The organism is Endoryza foliicola, from assembly GCF_050589245.1.
In the GTDB taxonomy this organism is placed as follows: Bacteria; Bacteroidota; Bacteroidia; order Chitinophagales; family Chitinophagaceae; genus Endoryza; species Endoryza foliicola.
In genome coordinates this window covers 459,432-485,203 of sequence record NZ_JBOBEW010000003.1, presented here as the reverse complement: position 1 = coordinate 485,203, position 25,772 = coordinate 459,432, and the positions used below count along the sequence as shown (strand labels likewise).

General features: G+C 41.6%; 19 protein-coding genes. 14 read left to right on the top strand and 5 right to left on the bottom strand.

Features of this window, described 5'->3' with window-relative positions; genetic code table 11:
• Positions 1 to 112: 112 nt before the first annotated feature.
• Complete coding sequence (locus ACQ2HE_RS09410; protein ID WP_430898259.1) at positions 113 to 2,497, top strand: glycoside hydrolase family 95 protein; 2,385 nt, start codon at positions 113 to 115, stop codon at positions 2,495 to 2,497.
• A gap of 140 nt (positions 2,498 to 2,637) precedes the next feature.
• Here ACQ2HE_RS09410 and ACQ2HE_RS09405 read toward each other — a convergent pair whose 3' ends face one another.
• Positions 2,638 to 3,996 carry a Gfo/Idh/MocA family protein gene (locus ACQ2HE_RS09405; protein ID WP_430898261.1) on the bottom strand — a complete coding sequence of 453 codons (1,359 nt, stop codon included), beginning with the start codon at positions 3,994 to 3,996 and terminating at the stop codon, positions 2,638 to 2,640.
• A gap of 9 nt (positions 3,997 to 4,005) precedes the next feature.
• The gene (locus ACQ2HE_RS09400) at positions 4,006 to 5,394 is read right to left on the bottom strand and encodes a 3-keto-disaccharide hydrolase (protein ID WP_430898263.1); all 1,389 of its coding nucleotides are present in this window, start codon (positions 5,392 to 5,394) and stop codon (positions 4,006 to 4,008) included.
• 201 nt (positions 5,395 to 5,595) lie between these two features.
• On the opposite strand from ACQ2HE_RS09400, the gene ACQ2HE_RS09395 reads away from it, so the two are divergent.
• The 3 genes from ACQ2HE_RS09395 to ACQ2HE_RS09385 are packed head-to-tail and all read left to right on the top strand — an operon-like array spanning position 5,596 to position 6,782.
• Positions 5,596 to 6,228 carry a peroxiredoxin gene (locus ACQ2HE_RS09395; protein ID WP_430898265.1) on the top strand — a complete coding sequence of 211 codons (633 nt, stop codon included), beginning with the start codon at positions 5,596 to 5,598 and terminating at the stop codon, positions 6,226 to 6,228.
• A 10-nt stretch (positions 6,229 to 6,238) separates the two neighbouring features.
• A complete protein-coding gene (locus ACQ2HE_RS09390) occupies positions 6,239 to 6,553 on the top strand; it encodes a thioredoxin family protein (protein WP_430898267.1) in 315 nt (104 codons plus the stop codon).
• Complete coding sequence (locus ACQ2HE_RS09385; RefSeq protein WP_430898269.1) at positions 6,534 to 6,782, top strand: DUF6952 family protein; 249 nt, start codon at positions 6,534 to 6,536, stop codon at positions 6,780 to 6,782. Before ACQ2HE_RS09390 ends, ACQ2HE_RS09385 begins: the two co-directional genes overlap by 20 nt.
• Positions 6,783 to 6,847: 65 nt before the next feature.
• On the opposite strand, the gene ACQ2HE_RS09380 is transcribed toward ACQ2HE_RS09385, so the two are convergent.
• The 3 genes from ACQ2HE_RS09380 to ACQ2HE_RS09370 form a co-directional block, all read right to left on the bottom strand.
• Positions 6,848 to 7,717, bottom strand: coding sequence for an aldo/keto reductase (locus ACQ2HE_RS09380; protein ID WP_430898271.1), 870 nt, complete (start codon positions 7,715 to 7,717; stop codon positions 6,848 to 6,850).
• A gap of 16 nt (positions 7,718 to 7,733) precedes the next feature.
• A complete protein-coding gene (locus tag ACQ2HE_RS09375) occupies positions 7,734 to 9,509 on the bottom strand; it encodes a patatin-like phospholipase family protein (protein WP_430902439.1) in 1,776 nt (591 codons plus the stop codon).
• Positions 9,510 to 9,609: 100 nt separating this feature from the next.
• Positions 9,610 to 10,650 carry a LacI family DNA-binding transcriptional regulator gene (locus ACQ2HE_RS09370; protein ID WP_430898275.1) on the bottom strand — a complete coding sequence of 347 codons (1,041 nt, stop codon included), beginning with the start codon at positions 10,648 to 10,650 and terminating at the stop codon, positions 9,610 to 9,612.
• A gap of 213 nt (positions 10,651 to 10,863) precedes the next feature.
• Between ACQ2HE_RS09370 and ACQ2HE_RS09365 the strand changes: the two genes are divergently transcribed.
• The 10 genes from ACQ2HE_RS09365 (at position 10,864) to ACQ2HE_RS09320 (ending at position 25,756) form a co-directional block, all read left to right on the top strand.
• Complete coding sequence (locus ACQ2HE_RS09365) at positions 10,864 to 14,058, top strand: SusC/RagA family TonB-linked outer membrane protein (protein WP_430898277.1); 3,195 nt, start codon at positions 10,864 to 10,866, stop codon at positions 14,056 to 14,058.
• Between the two features lie 20 nt (positions 14,059 to 14,078).
• Positions 14,079 to 15,932, top strand: a complete 1,854-nt coding sequence (locus ACQ2HE_RS09360) for a RagB/SusD family nutrient uptake outer membrane protein (RefSeq protein ID WP_430898279.1) — start codon at positions 14,079 to 14,081, stop codon at positions 15,930 to 15,932.
• Between the two features lie 63 nt (positions 15,933 to 15,995).
• The gene (locus ACQ2HE_RS09355) at positions 15,996 to 17,417 is read left to right on the top strand and encodes a pectate lyase (protein WP_430898281.1); all 1,422 of its coding nucleotides are present in this window, start codon (positions 15,996 to 15,998) and stop codon (positions 17,415 to 17,417) included.
• Positions 17,418 to 17,422: 5 nt separating this feature from the next.
• A complete protein-coding gene (locus ACQ2HE_RS09350) occupies positions 17,423 to 18,184 on the top strand; it encodes a rhamnogalacturonan acetylesterase (RefSeq protein ID WP_430898283.1) in 762 nt (253 codons plus the stop codon).
• Positions 18,181 to 19,149, top strand: coding sequence for a pectinesterase family protein (locus ACQ2HE_RS09345; protein ID WP_430898285.1), 969 nt, complete (start codon positions 18,181 to 18,183; stop codon positions 19,147 to 19,149). The genes ACQ2HE_RS09350 and ACQ2HE_RS09345 overlap by 4 nt, the downstream gene beginning before the upstream one ends.
• 6 nt (positions 19,150 to 19,155) lie before the next feature.
• On the top strand, positions 19,156 to 19,581 hold the full coding sequence (locus ACQ2HE_RS09340; RefSeq protein ID WP_430898287.1) for a nuclear transport factor 2 family protein: 426 nt from the start codon (positions 19,156 to 19,158) through the stop codon (positions 19,579 to 19,581).
• Positions 19,582 to 19,699: 118 nt separating this feature from the next.
• Entirely contained in the window at positions 19,700 to 21,328 is a 1,629-nt protein-coding gene (locus ACQ2HE_RS09335; protein WP_430898289.1) for a glycosyl hydrolase family 28 protein, read from the top strand.
• Positions 21,325 to 23,229, top strand: coding sequence for a glycoside hydrolase family 88/105 protein (locus ACQ2HE_RS09330; RefSeq protein WP_430898291.1), 1,905 nt, complete (start codon positions 21,325 to 21,327; stop codon positions 23,227 to 23,229). The genes ACQ2HE_RS09335 and ACQ2HE_RS09330 overlap by 4 nt, the downstream gene beginning before the upstream one ends.
• The gene (locus tag ACQ2HE_RS09325) at positions 23,226 to 24,239 is read left to right on the top strand and encodes a pectinesterase family protein (protein WP_430898293.1); all 1,014 of its coding nucleotides are present in this window, start codon (positions 23,226 to 23,228) and stop codon (positions 24,237 to 24,239) included. Before ACQ2HE_RS09330 ends, ACQ2HE_RS09325 begins: the two co-directional genes overlap by 4 nt.
• The gene (locus ACQ2HE_RS09320) at positions 24,236 to 25,756 is read left to right on the top strand and encodes a tagaturonate reductase (protein WP_430898295.1); all 1,521 of its coding nucleotides are present in this window, start codon (positions 24,236 to 24,238) and stop codon (positions 25,754 to 25,756) included. Before ACQ2HE_RS09325 ends, ACQ2HE_RS09320 begins: the two co-directional genes overlap by 4 nt.
• The last annotated feature ends 16 nt before the right edge of the window (positions 25,757 to 25,772 follow it).

The following is a 25,772-nucleotide window of genomic DNA, read 5'->3' as shown; positions in this document are numbered from 1 at the left end:
GGATGGCTTTTTTAATGGTCTGGAGTTTCTAAAAAAATTATTTTCCAAACTATAATAGGCTTTGATGTTCGCTTTTATTTCAGTTGTATCTTAAAGGCCTATAACAACTGATATGAAACGGACACTGATTTTACTTGCCAGCTTTCTCCCTGTTCTTTCCTTTGCCCAACACACCCAAGAACTTTGGTACAGAGACCCTGCCAACTATTTTGAAGAAGCCCTTCCCATTGGAAATGGTAGAATGGGAATGATGGTGTATGGTGGAATTAATAAAGACCGAATTGCTCTTAATGAAGCCAGTCTTTGGGCTGGTGGACCCATTAAAGAAGAGAAAAATAAAACTGCATACACTCATCTCAAAGATGTTCAAAACGCACTTTTTGCAGAAAACTACAAAGCTGCCGATTCCTTGGTGAAATTCTTGCAAGGGAAATTCACAGAGTCCTATGCGCCTCTAGGTGATTTGAATTTTGAGTACAGCTATCCCAATGGGAAGCCGTTAAATTACAAACGCTCCCTTGATTTGAGAACTGCAACAGCAGCCGTCTCCTTTCAAATTGGCGCTACAACATATACCAGAGAAATGTGGATTTCGCATCCTAACCAAGTTGCCGTAATCAAATTGCAAGCCAACGGAAAAGATCGTTTTTCGGTTTCATACGAATTGAACAGTCTATTGCCTCACAGTAATGGATACCGTAATAACTATTACGAAATGAAAGGGCGAGCGCCTATTCATGCAGAACCCAGTTATCGTGGCGATATGCCCAATGCGGTTGTGTTCGACACTGTTCATTCCATGCGATTTTCAGCTTGTGTAAAAATTGCCAGCACCGATGGGGCCATTATTTCGGGTGGTAATAAAGTGGTGATCAACAATGCCTCTACCATTATTTTATTTGTGTCAATGGCCACTAGCTTTAACGGCTACGATAAAGATCCCGGCTTGGAAGGTTTGAATGAATCCAATTTAGCAGTAGCGGCCCTCAATAAAATTGGAAAACTGGGCTACAAAGAAATGTATGAAGCGCATGTAAACGATTATTCAAAATTTTACAAAAGAGTGAATTTTAGTTTGGGATACGATAAGTCACTCGATACCCTTTCAACAGTGGAACGTTTAAAGCGGTTCTCTACAGGTGTTCCCGACAATGATCTGGTAGCATTGTATTATCAGTACAGTCGTTACTTACTTATCAGTTGTTCTCGCACAACCGCCATTCCTGCCAATTTGCAGGGGATTTGGAATCAAGACATGCGCCCACCTTGGAGCAGTAACTATACCACCAATATCAATGCAGAAATGAACTATTGGGCGGCTAATGTGGCCAATTTGGCCGAATTGCAAATGCCCTTGTTGCAGCTCATTGAACGGATAGCTGTGAATGGAAAAGAAACTGCGAAGTATTACTACAATGCCGGAGGCTGGGTAGCACATCACAATTCAGATATTTGGGCTATGTCGAATCCCGTTGGAGATTATGGTAAAGGGGATCCTTGTTGGGCTAACTGGCCAATGGGAGGTGTTTGGTTGAGTACACATATTTGGGAGCAATTCCTGTTTACCAACGATACCGCCTACCTTAAAGCAAAAGGATACGATCTCATGAAAGGTGCTTTCCAGTTTTGTCTCGACTTTCTAGTGAAAGACAAATATGGAAAGTATGTAACAGCTCCTTCTACTTCCCCTGAAAATGTTTACATTACTGAAACAGGTTACTATGGCCAAACCATGTATGGTGGAACGGCTGATATGGCCATGATTCGTGAGTTGGCCAAAGATTTAATTGCTGCAGCAAAGATGTTGAAACGAGACCTGAAACAAGTGGATCAGTGGGAGAAATGGGTAGCACAATTAACACCGTATAAGGTAGGAGCTGCCGGGAACTTGCAGGAATGGTACCACGATTGGAAAGATCAAGATCCACACCACCGTCATTTATCGCATTTGTTTGGAGCCTACCCTGGTTATACAATTACATCTAGTGCCACTCCGGAATTGGCAAAAGCAGTTCAGAAGTCATTAGAAATTAGAACCAATGAAGGAACCGGTTGGGCCATTACATGGAGAGTGAATTTATGGGCAAGAATGCAAAATGGAGAACGTGCTTACGATGCATTAAAAAAGCTCTTACGTTTTTACGAATCAAACAGCCCTTTGCAAATGCACGGCGGTGGAACCTATACTAACTTGTTTTGCGCACATCCTCCTTTCCAAATGGATGGCAACTATGGAGGTGCTGCAGGTATTTCAGAAATGCTCTTACAAAGTCATCAAGGGTATATCGAATTACTGCCCGCTTTACCGGCCGAGTGGCCTGAAGGTAATTTCAGTGGTTTAAAAGCACGCGGTGGATTTGAATTATCTGTTGCTTGGAAGAATTCAAAAATCAGCTCTTTTAACATCATCTCTCCAACCAACACAACCGTAAAAGTGAAATTTAATGGAATATTAAAAGAGGTTAAACTTAAAAAAGGAACCAATACCATCCTTTAATAGAAAGTGCCTGATTTCACAACGTTGCGAAATCAGGCACTTCTTATTTTCATCACATAAAACCTAAAGCCTAACGCCTAAGGCCCAAAGCCTAAAGCCTAACACCTAACGCCTAAGGCCCAAAGCCTAACACCTAACACCTAATATCTAAACACCTTTCCCCCCACCATCACTTCTTGCTTCGCCTCATCAAAGGTCGCTTTCATCCCTGTTCTTACCGCTGCATTGGTCATGATATTGGCAATTGAATGATAATAGCCTGCTTCAACGGGTGCATTGGTTTGTTGTCTGCTGCGAATGCATTCCATCCAATTGCGAACGTGCGCCGATGTTAGAGGATCGCCTCCTGTATTAGCACTCGCAACAACGGGAGTAGCAATATCTGTTAAATTAATATTCGGCAATAAGTTGGGCTCCATATTCATTGCTTTCGCAAAGCCTGGGGTTAATCCTCCCTGAGGTGATATTTTGTTGGTGATCAAGTTCAATTCACCGCCATTGCTGTAATAGATTTCACTGGGACGTTCGTCGCCATTGTGCATGCGCGACATAAACACTACTTGAAATCCTTTTTCCTTATCATCAGATGGTCCATAATCAAATACCGCGGTTGTAGTATCCCAATTTCTTCTTCCATCTTTCCATTTGTAGATCCCTCCATTTGCAACAACAGAACGCGGATGTTTCAATCCCGTAAACCAATGCACCGTGTCAATTTGATGACTCATCCATTGTCCGGGCATTCCGGAAGAATAAGGCCAGAATAAACGGTACTCCAAGTATTTTCTCGGATCGAAGGATTCGTAGGGTCGATTCAAGAGGAAGCGTTTCCAGTCTAAATCTTCCTCCTTACATTTTGCTACCAAGTCTGGTCTGCGCCAACGGCCCGGTTGGTTAACATTCCAGGTTAGCTCTACCATTGTTACATCGCCAAACTTTCCGGATTGAATAAAGTTAGCCGCTGCATGATAGTTGTTGCCACTTCTTCGCTGCGATCCAACTTGAATAATGCGGTCCGTGGCTTTGGCTGCTTTGAGAGCCGCACGATTGTCTTCCATGGTTTCCGCAAAAGGCTTCTCGCAATACACATCTTTGTTTGCTTTGAGTGCTTCAATAGTATGGAGGGCATGCTGGAAATCAGCAGTTGCTACAAAAACCGCATCGATATCTTTTAAGCTGTAAAGTTCTTCATTGTTTTTGCACCCAATAACATCGTGTCCCATTTGTTTTGATAAGAAACCAACACCTTCTTCTCTTCTCAACTTCCAGATATCTGAAACGGCCGCTATGTCGAAGTTTAGTTCTTTGTAGTGATTCATAAAGGAAGGAAACAACGAGAAACGAAAGCGATCGGAGAAGCCGATTACACCTACACGCACGCGCTCATTCGCTCCAATAATTCGTTTGTAGGATGCGGCATCCCAGCTAATAAGTGGGGCGACAGCAAATGCGGCGCCTGCCTTCAAACCGGTTTTAATGAAATCTCTACGTTTTTTCATATGCAATGTTTAAAGCGTTTTAATTTTAATACTTCTAAAACTCACTACTGTTCCATGCTCTTGTAGCAAAATTCTACCGGTGGGAGCCATGCCGAAATTTTTCCATTGGGCATATTTACTTCTTGCCACCAATGCATAAAAGATTGGAGTGCCACGGTCATAAGACACAATTTTAAACCCATTCAGCCAATGCTCAATATGTCCATTAGGATACACAATGATTCTTCCTCGGTTCCATTGACCAACAGGCAGTTTATCTCTTCTTCCATTGCCTGGCTCTGATAAATTCGCAGCCGGAATCAAGTCATACAAACTTCCCATGGTTCGGTTTCCGATGGAGCCCAATTTTGCATCCGGATGTTTGTCGTCGTCCAAAATTTGAAATTCCAAACCAATCGCTGATCCCACATTGTTTTCTGTTTCCGTTACAAAGTATTTTACTCCAGAATTTGCGGTATCGGAAATCTTGAATTCAAATTGTAGATCGAATGCCCCAAATTTTTCTTCGGTTACAATATCGCCACCATTAGCACTTTCAGCACCACTTTTTGAATTCACGGTTAAAGTGCCATCTTTTATTTGCCATACTTTATCGGGGAAATCAGTTTTGTAAGCACCTCTCCAACCCTTTGAACTTACTCCATCCCAAAGCAAACGATATCCTTGCTTTTCTTCCTCCAATGAAACATTGTTTGCCAAACTGTTTACAATGAAGATACCTGTTGATGGCGCCGGTTTTAGGTTCTTGGTTTTGATTCGAATGTTCTTCCATTGAATTTCTTCACCTTCTTCTTCTTTCTTGCTGATATTATGCACTTGCAGGGCAATGAACCCTTTCGCAGTAGTTGCATCTATGATATGGGCGCATGGGATGCCGTTGATCCAAGTACGAATAGAATTTCCAATGCATTCAATTTTGTAATGGTTCCAATCCGATTTTTTGAAGGCCACCTTTGCGCCCGGATTGTAATCCAATGGGTACAACCAGCCTCTTCTAGCTTCATCATAAATTCCACCGCTCCAGGCTCTTGCCGAAGGATCTACTTCCATCTGATAGCCGTGAACTCTGTTCGGTGTTTTGTCCGATACTGCGCAAGTATCATTCGCATCTTTTATTTCACTTCTAAACTGTATGCCGGAGTTCATCGGGTTTTTTAGGCGTAGGTCCAATTCCAATACAAAATCCCCGTAAACTTTATTGGTTGCCAAAAACGAATTCGGTTCACCATAAACAGTTTTTCCGATGATCATTCCATTCTCAACGCGATAATTGGCTTTGCCATTTAGTATCGTAAAACCGGAGAGGTCTTTACCGTTGAACAAAGATTCCCATTCCTGTTGGGCAAGAGCAGAGAGGCTTGATACAATAAAGACCGAAAAGTAAAACAACCGTTTCATGCAGATGATTTCCTTAAATGTACATTTTTTCGACATTTGAAAACTGCACATACGAATTAATTTGTTGACCATCTGAGTTGCAATCGTTTGATTTTCGTCTACTTACGAATAATTTTAGAAATCAACCCCACTGTAGTAATTTTGTGGTCCTAACGATCCGTTCTTGTCATATATATCACTTGAAATTAAAACAATATATATATGGCTTTAGTAGGTAAAAAAGCACCTCATTTCGTAGCCGGTGCCGTAATCAATGGAGAAGAAATCGTAGACAACTTCAGTTTGGATCAGTACATCGGAAAGAAAAATGTCATTTTCTTTTTCTATCCCAAAGACTTCACCTTTGTTTGTCCCACAGAAATTCATGCTTTCCAAGAGAAATTAGCAGAATTCGAAAAAAGAGACACCGTAGTAATCGGTTGTTCTACCGACACAGAAGAAACCCACTTAGCTTGGTTGAATACTCCGAAAGACCAAGGTGGTATCCAAGGCGTTACTTTCCCAATTGTAGCAGATACTGCTAAAACCATTTCATTGAATTTTGGTGTATTGGGTGGTGAATACCAATTCAACAACGATACCAAAACATGGTCTTTTGTTGGTGCTCCTATTGCTTACCGCGGCACCTATTTGATTGATAAAACAGGAATCGTGCGTCACGAATCTGTTAACGATTTTCCTTTAGGAAGAAATATTGACGAATATCTCCGTTTGGTAGATGCTCAATTGCATGTAGAGAAATACGGTGAAGTATGCCCTGCTAACTGGGAAGAAGGTAAAGAAGCGATGGTTGCTACCAATGAAGGTGTGGCCGAATATTTTTCAAACAATTAATGAAGGAACGATGATAGAATTAGCAACAGATAGTTTGGAAGAATTGGTAAAACAACATGAGAATGTGGTGGTTCAATTTTCTGCGGGTTGGTGCGGTAATTGTCGTTTGATGAAACCTAAATTCAAACGCCTCGCCGGAGAACAAGAAGGTAAGGCTGTGTTTGTTTTGGTGGATGCGGAAAAATTCCCCGCTTCACGCAAATTGGCCAGTGTTACCAACCTGCCAACTTTCGCAAGCTTTAAAAACGGATGCTTGGTAAATCAAATTCAAACGAATAAAGAAGAACTTTTAAAAGATTTGATCAATGAAGTTACCGCTAATTAGAAAGATTCAGCAGAATGCTTCTGTAGAAGAGATTGAAGCTACCATTAAAGTATTGGAAGCTGCTTCTGAATCACCTTCCTTAAAAGGAGAGGAAATTGATGTAATTGGTGAATTGATCTCAAATTGTTGTGGCGCATTGGAAGTTCATCAAATGATTTCAGAAGGAATGGCTGAGAAAGATGCCGCCAATGCTTTTATGAAAAAAGTATTAGGCAGCATCGACAAATAAGTTTTGCGTTGATTTTTTGAAGAGACCCCATCTTGATTCTTTTGAGGATAGATGGGGTTGTTTTTTTAATAAGAACCTATGGGTAAAAGATCTTGCATTTTAGTGATCAATTCTTTGGTCGGTGTTTCTTTTAATGCATTTAAAAGTTCTAAAAGTTGAGCTGTACCACTAACACCGGCTACAATACTCTGCACTCCCGGCTTGTTGAATACGAAATGCAGGAGCATACTACTTACTGAAACTCCATATTCCTGGCTCCAGCTCTTTAATTGTGTAGTAGCTTTTGCCATGGCTTCCTCCGAATGTTGCAAATAGCCACCCGTTTTTACTCCATGAAGTTTTCCTTGTACCAAGGCTCCGCGCACCATGATTCCTACATTTTTACCGAGAACTTCAGGAATGATCTCTTGCTCCGGCCTTCTATCGGCAATGCTGTATTGAGTCATCAAGGCACTTATATTGGCGCGTTCTGTCCATCTTTTTACAACCGCAGGACGTATGGAAGAAATACCATAATGCGCAATTTTTCCTTGCTCTTTTAAAATTTCAAATGCTTCAATGCTTTCCTCTGTTGGGTCTTCCAATGTGCCTCCATGTAAATAGTATAAATCGATCTGTTCTATTTGAAGTCGTTTCAAACTTCTTTCAACTGCTTTCAAGATATAGTCCTTTCTGGGATTCCAATCCCAACCGGATCCGTCAGGTCGCAATTGATTGCCTACCTTGGTCGCAATTTTTATTTTGGTTCGATGTGATTTCAGTAGTATTCCCAACATGGTTTCATTAGCGCCTTGTTGGTATAAATCGGCTGTATCGAATAAGGTGATGCCATTGTCAATGGACATGTCAATGATGCGTGCACAGGTTTTTTCATCTGAAAGTGGCAAACTCATGCACCCCAATGAAAGAGGATGATTCTCCGGAAATTTAAACATGATTCAAAACTAGCCATTATTCCCAAAACTTGTTTTCTGGAGGGTTCTGCTCCAAAAAATCTCTGGTTTGCTCGTAGCCCGTGTTCACCAGGTCTTTCCATTTACTCCAATCCAAGAATTTATATTGCTTCAAATTCAATTCTAAAAAGTGGGAGACGTATGATTTTGTGAGTTCTTGTTTTTGCCTGCTGTTAATAGTGATACTGTTCACCAAAATGGAAGCTAATCCGGGTATCTTAAAGAAATTGGTTTTTCGTAAACTGTTCTTGAACAATTGCCATGAATTGGGAACTTCTTGCAGTTCAATGGGGTTCGATTCTTCCCCCGAAAGGGCAATCGCAAATACATGTTTTACCGGACGCTGGAGCATGCTTTCAATCGGTAAGTTGTCGAGTACTCCGCCATCAATATGCAATTCATTCTCAATGATGGCAGGTGGAAACACTCCCGGAATAGCGATACTTGCTTCTACTTTTTTTCGGATCATTCCCTTATCGTGAATAGCCAGAACCGCATTCGAAAAATTAGTTGATGTACAGAATGTAGGTATCCAAAGGTCTTCCAAATAGTAGTCTTGAAAAAGTTCTTCTAAGAACTTCCGCATTTTCTTGCCCGACATCAAGCTTACAATGGGAATATGATAATCATTGGAAGTAGGCTTTAACGCCACAGCTCTATTACAAGCTTGCATTACCGCATCTAAATTAAATTCCAATTTTGCCATACCTGCACCATAATTGGCCCCTGCACTCTTGCCTCCAACAAAGTCTATTTCAATGCCTTTCTCTAACAATGCCTTCACCGCACCTATATGCGCAAATCCTTTTACACCACCTCCGCCAAGTACGAGTCCAATTGCCTGATGAGTAATAACCCTACAAAAGCGACGTGTATCGCGATCATTGAACATTCTCATGTGTAAATGCAGTGAAAAAGAACGTTCGCTGAACCATTTGCGCGTATTTTCCGGAATACCCACATTGGGAGCGTGCAATAAAAGCAAATACAGCTTTTTGTTCAATACATTATTGGTGTAGAGATGGAGTTTCTGTTCAATTTCTGTTAATGTTGTTTCGGCGTTGAAATCAGTTGCTACAATAATAAGATCACAATAGGCAATGCACTGATTGGCCCAGTTCAAATGATTGGCATCGCATACCAAGAAATTCAACCCTTCACGGTTTTCCATTTCTTCAAAAATCTGGTTGTACTGCGATTCCTCTTGAGTATTGTGATAATATACATTGCTCATGAATCCCATTCGCTGCAGTTCTTCTATGATGGGTCCTGTAAAAGCACTTACATCCGATTCCTGTTGCAGCTTTACAACCGCAATATTTTTAGGGGCAGCCTCTTTTTTTCGTTGAGCTGCATTTCTTCTAATTCTTTCTACAATATATTTTGTTAATTGGGCTGCAAATTGAGGAAAGGCTTGAATCAACTTGAAATATGCTGCTTCATTCAATTTCAGTACAGTCGATTTTCTCAAAGCAACCACTGAAGCCATGCGATTTTCTTTGGTAAAAAGCGCAATTTCACCAATAGGCTCACCAACAGAAATATCACCTAATATATAAATTCCTTCTGATGTGTTTTGCAAGGCGCGAAACCGTCCGGTAATGACGAGGTAAAAGGCATCCCCTGGATCATCCTGATAAAATATAAAATCTCCTGTGTTATAATGTTGAACTTCGATGAGCTGCTGCAGGAGTTCCCAAGTTTTTTCATCGATGGGTCCAAGTATTTTTTGCAGCAGTTCTTTAGCAATATGCTCGTTGGTTAATTGGCTCATCTGGCAATCGTTAGTCCGGTACAATGTTCAAACCTTGAAAATACCGAAAAATCCCAACGTCTGCGCGTAATCGCTGAAAAAATTGATTGAAATGAATTCGTTATGAGAGTTTTCGAGGCAGCGAAGATGCACCTAGAATTAATTCAGGACTTAGTACTCGTTTTTCAATTTGAGTGATGGGGCGCTTGCTTTCTATTTGTTGCAGTAAAAGTTGAATGGCGCTTTGACCCATTTCTAACGCCGGTTGTCTTATCACAGAAAGATGGGGCTCTATCAGTTCGGCTATTTCTGTATTAGAAAACCCAATAATGGCTATTTCTTCCGGTACACGAAGTCCTCTTCTTTTAATGGTTTTCAAACAACCTGTTGTCAGTTTATCACTTGCCGTAAACACAGCATCCGGTTTCTGCTTTAACACCATTAGTTCGTTTACGGCTTCTTCAATTTCGGAATAGATCATTCCTCCATAAAAGCAATGTTTGATGAGCTGAGGGTCTACTGCTATACCATAGTTTTCCAAGGCTTGCTTGTATCCGGCGATGCGTTCATTGGAAATCGACAAAAACTCAGAATTACTGATGGCTGCTATTCTTCTGTATCCATTAAAGATCAAATGTTCAGTGGCTTCATAGGCACCTTTGAAATTATCAATAACCACACTGGGAGCATTGATTTCACTTGAAACACGATCGAACAACACAATGGGCAAGCCTTTTTCATTCAGCGCTTTCAAATGTGAAACATCGCTTGTTTCAGTTGAAAGTGAAATGAGCAAACCGTCAACTGATCGAGAGGTCAAATATTGCAAATCCATGATCTCCCGTTCATAACTTTCATGACTTTGAGAGATGATTACATTGTACCCTTTGTCGTAGGCAATAGATTCTATTCCGTTAATGATCTGGGAAAAGAAGTTGTTGGCAATTTCACAAACCACCACACCAATGGAACGAGTTCTTTTCTCTTTTAAGCTCTGTGCTATTGGGTTGGGACGATAATTTAAACGTTCGGCACACTCAATTACCATTTGCTTGGTTTCCGGACTGATTTCGTAACTATCTCTCAACGCACGCGAAACCGTTGAGGTTGATACGCCCAAGGCTTTTGCAATGTCTTTGATGGTTACCGCTTCAAATTTCATAGTGCTTTCAGGTTCAAGATTTTAAAGATATGACAATATCTTTTGCGCTCCTAACCGTTCTCGCAACTCCGTGGCATCGTTACCGGCAACGATTGCGTAAAAAAACAAGCCGTTAACTGTTCGTTAATCATGGATACAAAGTTAGTATTGTGAGGAAGTGCAGGCGAATTGCCATCGATCTGCACTTTTTAAACTAATAGCAAATTGCTTGGTATGAAAAAATTGATAGCGCTCTTTTTAGGGCTCACAGTGCTTTGTGCAGCTGTGTATGCCCAGTCTCGCCAAATCAAAGGAAAGGTTGTGGACGCCAACGATAGTCCCATTGCCGCCTCCATCTTGTTAAGTGGGTCCAAAACGGGTACCACCACCGATAAGGATGGTAATTTCACCTTAACCACCAGTCAAAAAGGTACACTCACCCTCGTAATTACATCTACCGGCTTCAAGCCCGTTACAGTTAAAACGGAAGGTGTGGCCCCAGTTTCCATCAAAATGGAAAAGGATGTATCGTCACTCGAAGATGTGGTGGTAGTGGGTTATACTACTACTCGAAGAAGAGATCTTACCGGATCGGTATCATCTATTACTTCCAAGCAATTAAGAGATATCCCCGTTTCTTCAGCCGCCGAAGCCATTCAAGGTAAATTGGCCGGTGTGCAAGCCATCGCTTCAGAAGGTGCTCCCGGTGCCGAAGTAGTGATCCGTGTAAGAGGGGGTGGTTCCATTACACAAGACAATTCACCCTTATATATTGTAGACGGAGTTCAAGTAGAAAGAGCACTGGAAGTGATTTCCCCACAAGACATTGCTTCGATCGATGTACTTAAAGATGCCTCTACAACGGCCATTTATGGTGCTCGTGCAGCCAACGGGGTAGTAATTATTACTACCAAGTCGGGCAGATCGGGTAAAACTCAAGTGAATTACAATGCCACTTTTGGTTACCGCGAACTCACCAAAAAAATGGAAGTATTGAGCCCATACGACTTTGTGATGTGGCAGTATGAGCGCAGTCGTGCCAATTCAACCGATAGTGCCAGTTTCGCCCAAACTTATGGAACCACTTGGGACACATTGAATGTGTACAAGCAAATGCCCGCAATCAATTGGCAGGAACAGGTATTTGGCAGAAAAGCTTCATTCCAAAGTCATAACGTTAGTGTTAACGGTGGCAACCAGAATACCAACTTCAACTTGAGTTTAACTGCGAATAGAGAAGAAGGCGTTCAGTTAGAATCCGGTTTCGAACGCTACCTAGCTACCTTTAAAGTAGATCACAAAGCGTCTGATAAATTCAGGATAGGATTTTCGGCGCGTTACCTCGATCAAACCATCAAAGGTGCCGGTACCACTAATAGTGGAACCAGAACTACGAATCGTTTGCGTCACACTATTAACTACCGTCCATTCGAATTAGCTACTGCAACAGGAGGGATCGATGATTTTGATGAAGCTTATTACATCGCTTCTGCAGGTGCTATCAATCCGATCATTCTTACACAAGCAGAATACAGACGTCAATATACAAAGGCCTTGTACCTCACCGGTAACATGACCTACAATCTTACTAAAAATCTGATCTTCCGTTCAACGGTAGGTTTCGATAATGCCAACATTCGTACCGATTTATTCTACAGTAAGATTACCGGTACCGCTCGAAACTTTGCCTCTTTACCGGTTGCTTCCATTGGTCAACAATACAACAGCACCCTGTCTAACTCAAATACGCTTCAATATAGTTTGAACGATTTCAAAAAGCATCATGACATTTCAGTACTTGTTGGTCAGGAAGTAGTGGACCAACGTTCAAATCAAAACAGCTTTGAAACGCGTTTCTTCCCTGCAGATATTAGCGCCAACAAAGCACTCGCCAATATGGGATTGGGCGCAGCACCAACAGGCTCGGCTCAGCCGCTTCCTACTTCGTTCACACAACCTGCAGCGAGAATCTTTTCTCTGTTCGGAAGAGCTACTTACTCTTATGACGACAAGTACCTGGCTACTTTCAATATGCGTGGCGACCGTTCTTCAAAATTTGCAGCCGAAAACGGAACCTTGATTTTCCCTTCCGGTTCAGTAGCTTGGAGATTCAGTAAAGAAAAATGGTTCGATAAAATTACTTGGTTAACCGATGGTAAACTTCGCTATGGATATGGTTCAGTGGGTAATAACCGCATTGATAACCTTCTCTACTTGCAGTTGTACGGAGTAACCGGACAGTATGCGTTCAACCATTCGGTTCTTCCGGGTTATGCACCATCTGCATTGGCCAATCCAAATTTGAGATGGGAAAAGAATACAACATCAAACTTTGGTATCGACCTTTCTTTCTTCCAAAACAGATTGAGCTTAACTGTAGATGTTTATAAAAATACTGCGAAAGACTTGTTGCTGGCAGTAGCCATTCCGCCAACAACAGGTTATACTTCTCAATTGCAAAATATTGGTGCAACTTCAAACAGAGGGGTAGAATTCCAAGTGAATGCAACGCCCATTCAAAAGAAAGATTTCTCGTGGACAACCAACTTCAATATCTCCTTTAATAAGAATAGAGTGGAAAGTTTAGGTGGCGTGAGTCAAATTACTAGAAACTCGGGTTGGCAAGGAAGTGATGGAGTAGACGACTATTTAGTGAAAGTAGGTGAGCCAGTAGGATTGATGTACGGATTTGTTACCGATGGATACTTTAAAGTAAGCGAATTTGATTACAATGCTACCACCGGAGTATATACGCTAAAAGCCGGTATTCCTTTTAATGGTGTGTATGGAACACCACAGCCCGGTATGTTGAAATGGAAAGATTTGAATGGCGATGGAGCCATTACTGCCGATGGTGACAGAACTGTGATCGGTGATGCTAATCCGAAATTCACCGGCGGTTGGAATAACAACTTTGTTTTTGGTAATTTCGATATGAGCGTGTTTTTGAACTTTGTAGTTGGAAACGATATCTACAATGCGAATAAAATTGAATGGACAGATGGAGCTTTTGCTAACTTAAACGTGCTGAACTCCATGAAAGGTCGCTTCACCAATATCGATCCTTCAACAGGTGCAATTGTGAGAGATCCGGTGGCACTCGATAAATTGAATGCCAATGCTACCATTTGGTCGCCAGTTCGAGTTCAACGTTGGTGGTTGCACTCATGGGCAATTGAAGATGGTTCTTATCTGAGAATCAATAACCTTACCATTGGTTATACACTTCCCAAACCGGCCTTAGAGAAATTCAAGATTTCAAATTTCAGAGTGTATGCAACGGTCAACAACTTATACACTTTTACCAAGTACTCGGGATATGATCCGGATGTAACAGCACGTAGATCGGATCCTTTAACTCCGGGTGTTGATTTTGCGGCTTATCCACGTTCACGTGTAGCCCTGATTGGTATAAATGTAACTTTCTAAAACGATTCAAAGCTATTCATATGATCAACAAGAAACTTTCATACGTATTACTGAGCAGCATCTTTGCCATTCTAGTAACATTGGCTGCTTGTAAGAAATATACAGAAGTGGAACCTGTGTCACAGTACAGCGTGGCACAAGCTTTCTCCGATGTTTCCAACGCATTCAATGCCATCATTGGTGTTTACGACGAACTTCAGGGCGATAATGGTTACGGGATCCGTATCAGTATGTATTATCCTTACGATTCCGACGAAGGAATCGTAAGTGGTAATATCGACAACGGACGAAGAGGAATTGGACGTTATCAATTACTCCTGACCAATGCAGAGTTAACCAATCCTTTCCGCCAACTCTATAGAGGTGTTGAAAAAGCTAATTTGTGTATAGAGCAGATTCCATTGATGGCTCAATACAATAATGGAACAGAAGCGGATAAAAAAGAACTGCGCAGGCTTTATGGTGAAGCGCTTACCCTCCGTGCTCAGTTCTATTTTGAATTGATTCGCTGCTGGGGAGATGTACCTGCACCCATGACTCCGGCTTACAAACAAACCGATCTTTTTATACCTCAAACCGATAGAGACTCTACCTATGATAGAATTATTGCCGACTTGGCAACTGCTATTGATTTACTCCCCTGGCGCACCGAAGTTGCCAGAAACGAGCGCATCACCAAAGGGGCAGCAAAAGCATTAAGAGCGAGAATCGCCCTTTTTAGAGGCGGCTATTCTCTTCGTGCCAATGCACAAATGGAAAGAAAATCAGATTATCTCACTTACTACAACATTGCAAAGAAGGAATGTGAAGAATTGATGGCGAGAAGAGATCAGCACACGTTAAACCCTAACTACGAGAATATTTGGAGAAGCGTAACTTCTTTCGTTTACGACCCACAAGGTGAGTTGATGTTTGAAATTGGAGCCGGCGGTGGTAATGGAAACAGTGATAGCCGTATGGGGAACTACGATGGTCCTAACTTAAATGCTGCTTCTCGTTACGGTGCAGGAGGTGGAGGTATTACCATGCTCCCGAACTATTTCTATGCTTTCGATTCGGTTGATACAAGAAGAGATATTACTCTTACTCATTTCGCAGTGAACACTTCCTCAAATATCAAAAGCCAACGTCGTTTGGGTGAGCTGAATACGGGTAAGTACCGTAGAGACTGGCGCGTTCCCTTATTGCCCGGTACTGTTTTGAATGTTGGATACAACTGGTCAGTGATTCGTTTCTCAGATGTACTCTTGATGTATGCAGAAGCGGTGAATGAGATCAACAATGGACCAACAGCCGCCGCAATTGCAGCCTTTGAAGAAGTTAGAAAAAGAGCGTATCGCGGAAATACCGGTTTAATTGGTACTACACCAACAGATAAAGCAGGCTTTTTTAATGCAGTAGCCAATGAACGTTATTTGGAATTTGGTCATGAAGGCATTCGTAAATTCGATCTAATTCGTTGGAATTTGCTCACTACCAAATTGGCGGAAGCAAGAACCAAGATTCAACAAATTCGCGACCGCGTTGCTCCTTATAATAATGTTCCTCAATACATCTATTATAAAAATGTGGGAGAAGAAATTGTATACTATACTCCGGCCGATAGTACCGGAAAAGGATTTCCTTTCTGGCGTCCTACTACTATTCCTCCAACAGGAACAGTAGGAACAGCTCCTGCTTCCGGTGTTGCTGCCGCAAAATGGGTGAGGATTGATTGGGCTCAACATCTTACAACAGCGAGTGCGATTGATGGAAAACCACTTTGGCAGGGCTTTGCTTCCTTCTTTGTAGCAGGTAAAAGCGAGTTGTTCCCCTTTGATGCAGCAACCATAGCCAGCTATCAAGGACGACTCAAACAGAACCCCGGTTATTAAAGGGCGATTGATTTGATATAAGGTGGCTGCACTAGTGCAGCCCTTTTTTTCTAAATTGAACCAATGAAGAAAAGCTTCCTTCTTTCTTGTATCACCATCGGTGTCTTGCTTTTGGCCTGTAAAGCTCAAAAAGCAACCACTGCATCGGCAACCACAGCTGAAGCACCGCTTGCGTTTCCAACAGCCGAAGGTTTTGGGAAATACAGTACGGGTGGACGAGGAGGAAAGATCCTTTTCGTTACCAATTTGAACGATGACGGTGATGGTAGTTTGCGCAATGCCGTAGAAGCGAACTTTCCCAGAATAGTTGTATTCAAAGTAGCAGGCACCATTCATCTCAACTCTAAACTCAATTTAAAAGCCAACTTAACATTGGCCGGACAAACAGCTCCGGGCGATGGCATTTGTATTGCCGATCAACCGGTAGTATTGGCAGGCGACAATATCATCGTTCGCTACCTCCGTTTTCGAATGGGAGACAAATTTCAAAAAGGTGGAATGAAAGATGGCAATGGTGCCGACGACGCCTTTGGCGGTACCAAACGTAAAAACATCATCATCGATCATTGTAGCTTGAGTTGGAGTACCGATGAAGTATTCTCAATTTACAATGGCGATAGCACCACCTTACAGTGGAACTTGATCAGCGAACCTTTGAATTATTCCTATCACTTTGAAGAAGGGGATAAAGATTATGAAAATCACGGTTATGGTGCCATTTGGGGCGGTGCTCATTTAACTGCACATCACAACCTGTTCGCTCATTGCAATAGTAGAACCCCTCGTTTCAATGGATCTCGGCAAGGGGTCGCCGAACTGGTCGACTTTCGCAACAACGTTATTTATAACTGGGGACATAACAATGCCTATGCGGGTGAAGGCGGACACTATAATATCGTTAACAATTATTATCGTTTCGGACCTAGCACAGTTAAAAATGTTCGATTTCGAATTGTAAACCCCGGTAAAACAGAAACCATTGACTTCGGCAAATGGTTTGTAGATGGCAACTATGTAGATGGCGCGGCAGATGTATCGCGAAACAATTGGTTAGGCATTCATATGGGCAACAATGCTACTGAACAAGAAAAGCGTGCTGCTGTAATTGATGCGCCTCACAGCGTACTTTCTATTAATACTGAAACTGCGCTGGAAGCCTTCGATAAGGTACTCCAAATAGTAGGAGCTAGTTGTATAAGAGATACCTTAGATACAAGAATAATTAATGATGTAAAAAATAGATCAGGCCGTTTTATTGATGTACAAGGTGGCTTTCCGCACGGAACAGCATTTGAACAAACCATCAACGCATGGCCTTCTTTGAAACCGGGAACTGTAGCAACGGATTCTGATAACGATGGCATACCCGATGAATGGGAGCGCAAGAATGGGTTGAATCCAAATGATGTGTCGGATGCAGCTGCCTTTTCAATTAATAGGAATTGTATGAACATAGAGACCTATATTAACAGTATTATAAAATAAGACTAATGAAAGCAAAGTGGCTAGTTCTATTGGTAGGAGGCATTGCATTGTCTTCTTTCTCTTGGTGGCAAGAAAAAAAGATCACGCTGTTTATGGCGGGCGATTCTACCATGAGTATCAAAGAAACAAAAGCCTACCCTGAAACAGGTTGGGGAATGCCCTTCGTCTATTTCTGGGATTCTTCTGTAACGGTAGTTAACAAAGCCAAAAATGGAAGAAGCACCAAAACCTTTATCAGTGAAGGTCTTTGGAAGTCAATTTGCGATAATATAAAGCCGGGCGACTATGTATTCATTCAATTCGGTCACAACGATGAAGCGAAAGACAAAGTAGAACGATATACAACTCCGGAAGAATACACAACCAACTTATTGAAGTTTGTGAATGAAACCAAAGCTAAGCAAGGAATCCCCGTTTTATTGACTCCCGTTTCTCGTCGACGATTCGATAAAGAAGGAAAGGCAACAGAAACACATACAGAATACAGTGCCTTAGTGAGAACATTGGCGGCGAAAGAAAATGTACTGATGATTGATTTAGACAAGCTCTCGATGGACTTGTATCAACAGTTCGGTGCCGAAAATTCAAAATGGCTCTTTCTTCAATTGCAACCCAATGAGCACCCCAACTATCCTGAAGGGAAAAATGACAATACCCATTTCAACGAATTGGGAGCTCGTTTAGTAGCGCAATTAGTGCTAAGCGAAATCAAAAAACAAATTCCTGAATTGGCTGCTCACCTCGTTAAACCAGTTGTGAAAAAATGAGATTCCTTCTAATTGCATATTGCCTTTTTATCAGTGGAACCCTGCTCGCCCAAAAGAACAAATGGACGGTTGCGGCGGATGGCTCGGGTAATTTTAAAACCATTCAACAGGCACTTGATAAGGTTCCCTCCAATAACAATTCTCCCATTACGATCTATGTAAAGAAAGGAGTTTACAAAGAAGTGGTAATTGTGGATGCCACCAAGAACAATATCAATTTAATTGGTGAAGACAAGAATACAACCATTATTACTTTCAATAATCACGCTGGCACGAGAACACCGCAAGGCGATACCTTGAATACCTGGACCTGCGCCACCGTTTTTGTTTATGGAAACAATTTTCACGCAGAAAACATCAGCTTTGAGAACAATGCAGGTTTTACTGCGGGGCAAGCAGTGGCATTAAGGGTGGAAGGGAACCGCGCCTCTTTTTTCAATTGCCGTATGCTCGGTTTTCAAGATGTACTCTTTTTGAGCGGAAACGGAGTAAAACAATATTTTAGAGACTGCTACATAGAAGGAACTACCGATTTTATTTTTGGTGCTGCAACAGCCGTATTTAAAAGCTGTCACATCCACAGTAAGAAAAATAGCCATGTTACTGCTGCTTCTACCAATAGCATCATTCCCTTTGGATTTGTGTTTTTTGATTGCAAACTCACCGCCGATTCGGTAACCAATAAAGTATCATTAGGTAGACCTTGGTCTCCAACGGCTAGTGTAACCTATATCAATTGTTGGATGGATAAACACATCGTTCCCGAAGGTTGGAACAATTGGAAGAACCCGGCCAATGAAGCCACCGCTCGTTACGCCGAATACAATAGTTCAGGGCCGGGAGCCAATCCGGAAGCACGCGTGAAATGGTCAAAGCAATTGACGGCAGAAGAAGCCGGTCGCTATACCTTAAAAAATATTATGGGTGAATGGGATCCCGAATCAATCAAGGTTCCAAAAAAATAGGAAAGTATGAAGAAGATCATTTGTGTTCTATACATTTTATTGCCGCTTCTGGTGTTGGCACAAGGAAAGGAGGAAAAGAAACTGGCAGCAAGGGTTGAGAGTCTGAAAGCGGCCATGGTTGACCCAACTGAATCCGGTTTATTGGATTTAACGATGGCTCAATTGACTTATGGTCATAGCAGTGGCGTAATTGACACCCAAGCCGACTTTGTAGCTAAATTCATTTCGGGGAAATCTGATTTTGTCTCGATCTCAATCTCTGAACAAACCATAAAAATAGAAAAGAACACTGCTATCGTTCGCCATAAATTGGATGCCATCACAAATGACAACGGAAAGCCGGGAGAAGCACATATTTGGGTGATGTTGGTATGGGTTAAAAACAAGGGTGAATGGAGGCTTTTAGCGCGCCAAGCAGTAAAAGCAACTTAATAAAAAAATTACGATAACGATTCCGATAACGTTTTCGTAAATAAAGTGGATTCGAAAGTAGAATCTTCCTTTCAAAGAAACTAGAATTGTACATTAAACTGATGTAAACGAGCGCCGTATGAGAAGAACTGCTATTGTGTTGGGTTTATTATTGTGGGTAGGTTTTGCCTTTGCTCAACTGCCGAAGGTGGTGGTTCCCAAATTCAAAAAAGATACCTTGTCTATTTTGAAGTTGGGAGCGAAGGGCGATGGACTTACCTTGAATACTGTTTCAATCAATTCTGCTATTGAAAAACTCAGTAAAAAAGGGGGAGGAGTGGTGGAAATTCCCTCCGGATTGTTTCTTACCGGCCCTATTGTTCTGCATTCAAACATCAACCTTCATTTAAAAACAGGCGCTACACTATTATTCACTTCCGATTTCGGTCAATATCCATTGGTGCAAGGTAATTGGGAGGGCGTCCCGCAAATGAGAAATCAATCTCCAATTTCTGCCAATAAAGCAACCAATATCGCTATTACCGGTAATGGAATCATTGATGGAAATGGCGATGCTTGGAGAATGGTGAAGAAAGACAAACTCAATGAAACACAGTGGAAGAAACTAGTGAGCTCAGGTGGGGTTTTGAGTGAAGATAAAAAAACATGGTATCCTTCTGCTAAAAGTATCAAAGGAAGTCAAGAAAAGAATCCCGGATTCATCAGTTCCGATAAAACAGCTGAATACTATCAGTCAGTAAAAGATTTTTTACGCCCCAATTTGGTGGTTCTAAATGAATGTAAAAACATTTTATTGGAAGGTGTAGTGTTTCAAAACTCTCCTGCTTGGTGCTTGCATCCAATTTTGAGTGAACAGCTTACTGTTAGAAATATAAGAGTAAAGAACCCCTGGTATGCGCAAAATGGTGATGGCATCGATGTAGAGAGTTGTAAGAATGTTCTTATTGAAAATTCAGTTTTTGACGTGGGTGACGATGCCCTTTGCATCAAAAGCGGTCGCGATGAAGAAGGAAGGAAACGAGGAGTGCCTACCGAAAACGTTACTATTAAAGGATGCACCGTTTACGCGGCTCATGGCGGTTTTGTGATTGGCAGTGAAATGAGCGGCGGCGCCAAAAATATTTATGTAAGTAATTGTACTTTCATTGGCACCGATATCGGTCTTCGTTTTAAGACAACGCGTGGTCGTGGTGGGGTAGTGGAAAACATCTTTGTCGAGAATATTTACATGAAAGACATTCCCGGTGAGGCCATTTTATTCGATATGTATTACATGGCCAAAGACCCCATCCCATTGGCCGGAGAAAAAAGAGAATTGCCTAAAGTAGAATTCAAACCGGTTGACGAAACCACTCCGCAGTTTAAAAACTTCGTGATCAAAAACGTGTTCTGCAACGGAGCCGAAAAAGCCATCTTTATTCGTGGCATTCCTGAAATGCATGTGAAAGATGTGAAACTTTCAAATATCGTAGCCAAAGCAAAGTACGGTTTGGATGTTCAAGAAGCTTCTAATATTAGCTTCACAGACTTAAAAATAGAAGCTTCGGAATCTTACGCCGTAGACATCATTAACAGCGATGCGCTGATATTTACCAATTGCCTATTAAGTGGAAACGCCAAGCCGGGAGTACGAATCAGTGGCGAGCGCAACAAAGGCATCAATCTTCAAAAGTCGGGCATCAACACTACTGCTAACCCCATCGTATTTGAACTCGGTGCCACCGAAAAAGCGATCAGTTTGCAATGAAAAAACTTCTGACCATATTATTACTATTGCTGTCTTGCAAGGTCTTCTCGCAATCATGGGGAGCGAAACTTGGCACTACAGTAAGAACCATCTGGGCCGATTCATTTGCATTGGATAGAAAGCCTGCTAAGTGGACCTACGATATGGGCGTGATCTTGAAAGGAATGGAACAACTCTGGTATCAAACCGGAGATGTAACTTATTTCAATTACATTCAAAAGCAGATCGATTTTTTTGTAAGAGAAGACGGCAGTATCAAAACGTACAAACAAGAAGATTTCAATATTGACAATGTAAACAATGGGAAGATATTACTCCTATTGTACAAAGTTACCCAGAAAGATAAATACCTCAAGGCTGCCAAAACGTTAAGAGAACAATTGGCAAAGCATCCAAGAACAGCAGAGGGCGGCTTCTGGCACAAGAAAGTATATCCCTACCAAATGTGGCTCGATGGATTGTACATGGCAGAACCTTTCTATGCAGAATATGCCGACTTGGCAAATGAAGATACTGCCTTCAATGATATCGCGAATCAGTTCATTTGGATGGAAGCGCATGCACGTGATTCAAAAACAGGATTGCTCTACCACGCCTGGGACGAATCCAAACAGCAAAAATGGTCAAACCCCGCTAGCGGCACTTCTCCCTTGTTTTGGGCACGAGCCATGGGGTGGTACGCCACTGCTTTGGTAGATGCTTTAGACTGGTTTCCTAAAAATCATCCCAAACGAGCAGCACTTATTGCAATCCTTAATCGATTGGCTGCTGCAGTTGCAAAGCAACAGGATGCGAAAACCGGACTGTGGTTAGACATACTTAACTACAACGGTCCCGATAAGCAAAAGAACTATTTTGAAGCTTCTGCTTCCTCTCAGTTTGTATATGCACTTGCCAAAGGCGTTCGAAAAGGATATTTGCCAGCATCTTATAGAGTCCTAGCGCAAAAGGCATACAAGGGGATCCTTGCAAAATTTATTAAAGAAGAAAACAACCAAACCAATCTCTACGGAACGGTTCAAGTAAGTGGCTTGGGTGGTAATCCTTATCGCGATGGTTCTTTTGCATATTATATGAGTGAGCCGGTAATTGTAAACGATCCAAAAGGAATGGGCGCTTTTTTACTGGCCGCTTCTGAAATAGAAAAGATTCCACTCTTGGAGAAGAACAAGCCTGTGAATGTTCTTATGGACAACTATTACAACCGAGAAACCAAACAAGACGCTTTCGGTAATAAAATAGTTTTCCATTATAAGTGGAATGAAAAAGACAATGGAGGGTTCTCCTTTCTTTCCTCCATTTTCGAGTCTCGAAATGCAACTACTAGTTTGCTGAACGAAGCCCCTACTAAATTGAATCTTAAGAATGCTGGTGTTTATTTTCTCATAGATCCCGATTGGCCAAAGGAAAATAAAACGCCAAATTATATTGAACAAACCCATATCGACGCCATTGTAGAATATGTAAGAAATGGAGGTGTATTGGTGTTAATGGCAAATGATTCTAACAATGTAGAGTTTAAGAACTACAACAAGTTGGTATCGAACTTTGGAATGTTTTGGAATGAAAACATGCGTCATGATGTAATCAACAATCAATTCGAGCAAGGTGCTTTGTTGATACCGAAGGGACACCCCATCTTCAAACATTGCGACAAAGTATTCATCAAGCAATTGTGTACCATTACAATTAAAGCTCCGGCAACTGCCGTTTATTCAGAAAATAAAGAAGTACTAATGGCCATTGCAAAATTGGGAAAAGGAACCGTGTTTGCAGTGGGTGACCCTTGGTTTTACAATGAATATGTAGATGGAAGAAAGCTTCCTGCAGAATATCAAAATTTTCAAGCAGCATCCGATCTCGTAGAATGGTTGCTTAAACAAATACCGGTTAAAAAATGAGACTAGTGTTTATACTTCCATTTTTCACTGTTCTATTGCTGAGCTTGAATTCTCAAGCACAGAAAAAGATCATTGTGGCTAAAGATGGTTCCGGTGACTTCAATTCCATTCAAGCTGCCATCAACAGCCTCGATACCAATTCATCCCAAACGCGCTGCATCTATATCAAGAACGGGGTATACAATGAGAAAATCTACCTAGAGAAGAGTAACATCATTCTTGAAGGTCAGGATCGTAGCAAAACCATCATCACTTCTTCTATAGCACGCGACGAATGGCGCTGCATTCACAATGAAGACTGGGGAGTAGCTACTCTCAATGTAGATGGAAACGATATTACGCTCAAGAACTTAACAATTACTAATAGCTACGGCTTCGATAATGATAAAGAACGACTAGTGGCATGCGCCTTTGATACACTCACCCATCAAAAGAAAATTGCTAAGAATGGTCATCAAATGGCCTTGCGCACTATGGCAGCTACTCGTTTGAAAGCCATTAATTGCCACTTTCGTGCTTTTGGTGGAGATACCGTGAGCCCTTGGAATGTTGCTGAAGGTCTATTTTATTTTAAAGACTGTGTAATGGAAGGCGGAGTAGATTTCTACTGCCCACGCGGCTGGGCTTGGGCTGAAAACTGCGAATTCATTGCCCATAACGGAACCGCCGCAATTTGGCATGATGGCAGTAAATACGAAGATTCTAAATCAGTTTTAATGAATTGTAGCTTCAAAGGCTACGATGGATTCCTGCTCGGCCGATACCACCGCGATGCTCAAATCTATTTGGTGAATTGCAATTTCGCCGATAACATGCGAGACAGCGCCATTTATAGAGTCTATGTTCCTACGAATACCATTCAGTGGGGACATAGAATCTATTATTTCAATTGTCATAGAAAAGCCGGCGACTTCGCCTGGTTCAAAAATAATTTACCTGAATTCATCAAACCTCAAGAGATAAAACCATCTTGGGTGTTTGGTACAAAATGGAAACCGGAACAACCATGATTATTTCAAAACAAACATTGAATCAAATCAACGCTTCTCGAAAAATTGAGACGCCTACCACTGCCTATTTTAATTTACCGGAAAAGGTATTGCAATTTGGTACAGGCGTACTGTTGCGCGGCCTGCCCGATTACTTTATCGACAAAGCCAATAAAAAAGGGGTTTTCAATGGTAGAATTGTTGTTGTGAAGTCTACAGATTCAAATGGTGCCGATGCATTTGATACACAAAACGGTTTATACACACACGTTATTCGAGGTATCGATAAAGGCGTTCAAGTAGATGAAGTAGTGTTGAATGCTTCCATTAGTCGTGTAGTGTCCGCAAAGAAAGATTGGAATGCTATACTTGAAGTGGCAAAGAATCCTGATTTAAGTCTCATTATCTCAAATACCACAGAAGTTGGGATCACATTAGATACGGCCGATTCTATTCACAACACACCGCCCTCTTCTTTCCCGGGAAAATTATTGGCGGTATTGCATCATCGATTCAAAACTTTTGGAAATGATCCTTCTAAAGGATTGGTGATTGTGCCAACAGAACTGATTCCTAACAATGGTGATAAACTCGCTTCTATTATCGTTGAATTAGCTCATTTAAATAAATTGGAATTTGAATTCCTGGATTGGTTAGAGCAACACAATCATTTTTGCAATTCTTTGGTAGACCGCATTGTGCCCGGTAAACTTCCCGCCGATAAATACAAATCGTTAGTTCAAGAAATAGGATACGATGATGAATTGGCTATCATGTCTGAAGTATATAGTTTATGGGCAATACAAGCCAATCATCCGAAAGTAGCTGAAGTGCTTTCTTTTTCTTCAGTTGACAATGGAGTAGTAGTGGCGCCCGATATCGAGCGATTCAGAGAATTGAAACTTCGCTTATTGAATGGTTCCCATACATTCACTTGCGGCATGGCGCATCTACTCGGATTTGAAACGGTAGTACAAGCTATGAACAATCCTCATTTTTTTGAGTTCATCAGTGAATTGATGAGAGATGAGATCGCCAGATCACTCACCGTTGAGAATATTTCGTTAGATGCTGCTTTAGATTTTGCAGACGCTGTGTTAGATCGATATAAGAATCCATTTATTGAACACAAATGGCTGAGCATAACCATGCAGTATAGTTCAAAAATGACCATGCGTAACGTACCTCTCATTCTAAAATATGTAGAGCGTTTCAATAAAGTGCCACAAAAAATGGCATTTGGATTTGCGGCCTATTTGTCATTTATGCAAGTGAGCTTGGGCGAGAACGGCAAATATCAAGGAATGAGAAATGGAAAAACCTATGAAGTGAACGATGATAAGTCGCCGGTTTTGGCAGAGGCATGGGCTGCTCATCAAGGTCAAGATTTAGTGCGTGCCGTTTCTTCTAATCAAAATTTGTGGGGAACCGACTTAACTCAAATTCCCGGATGGGTGGAAACAGTGGCTGCATTCCTAGATAAGGTGCAAAGCCTCCAGTTTTCGATCCAAACAATTCGAGAAGCTTCTTTAGTATAAAGCAAAAAAGGAATAA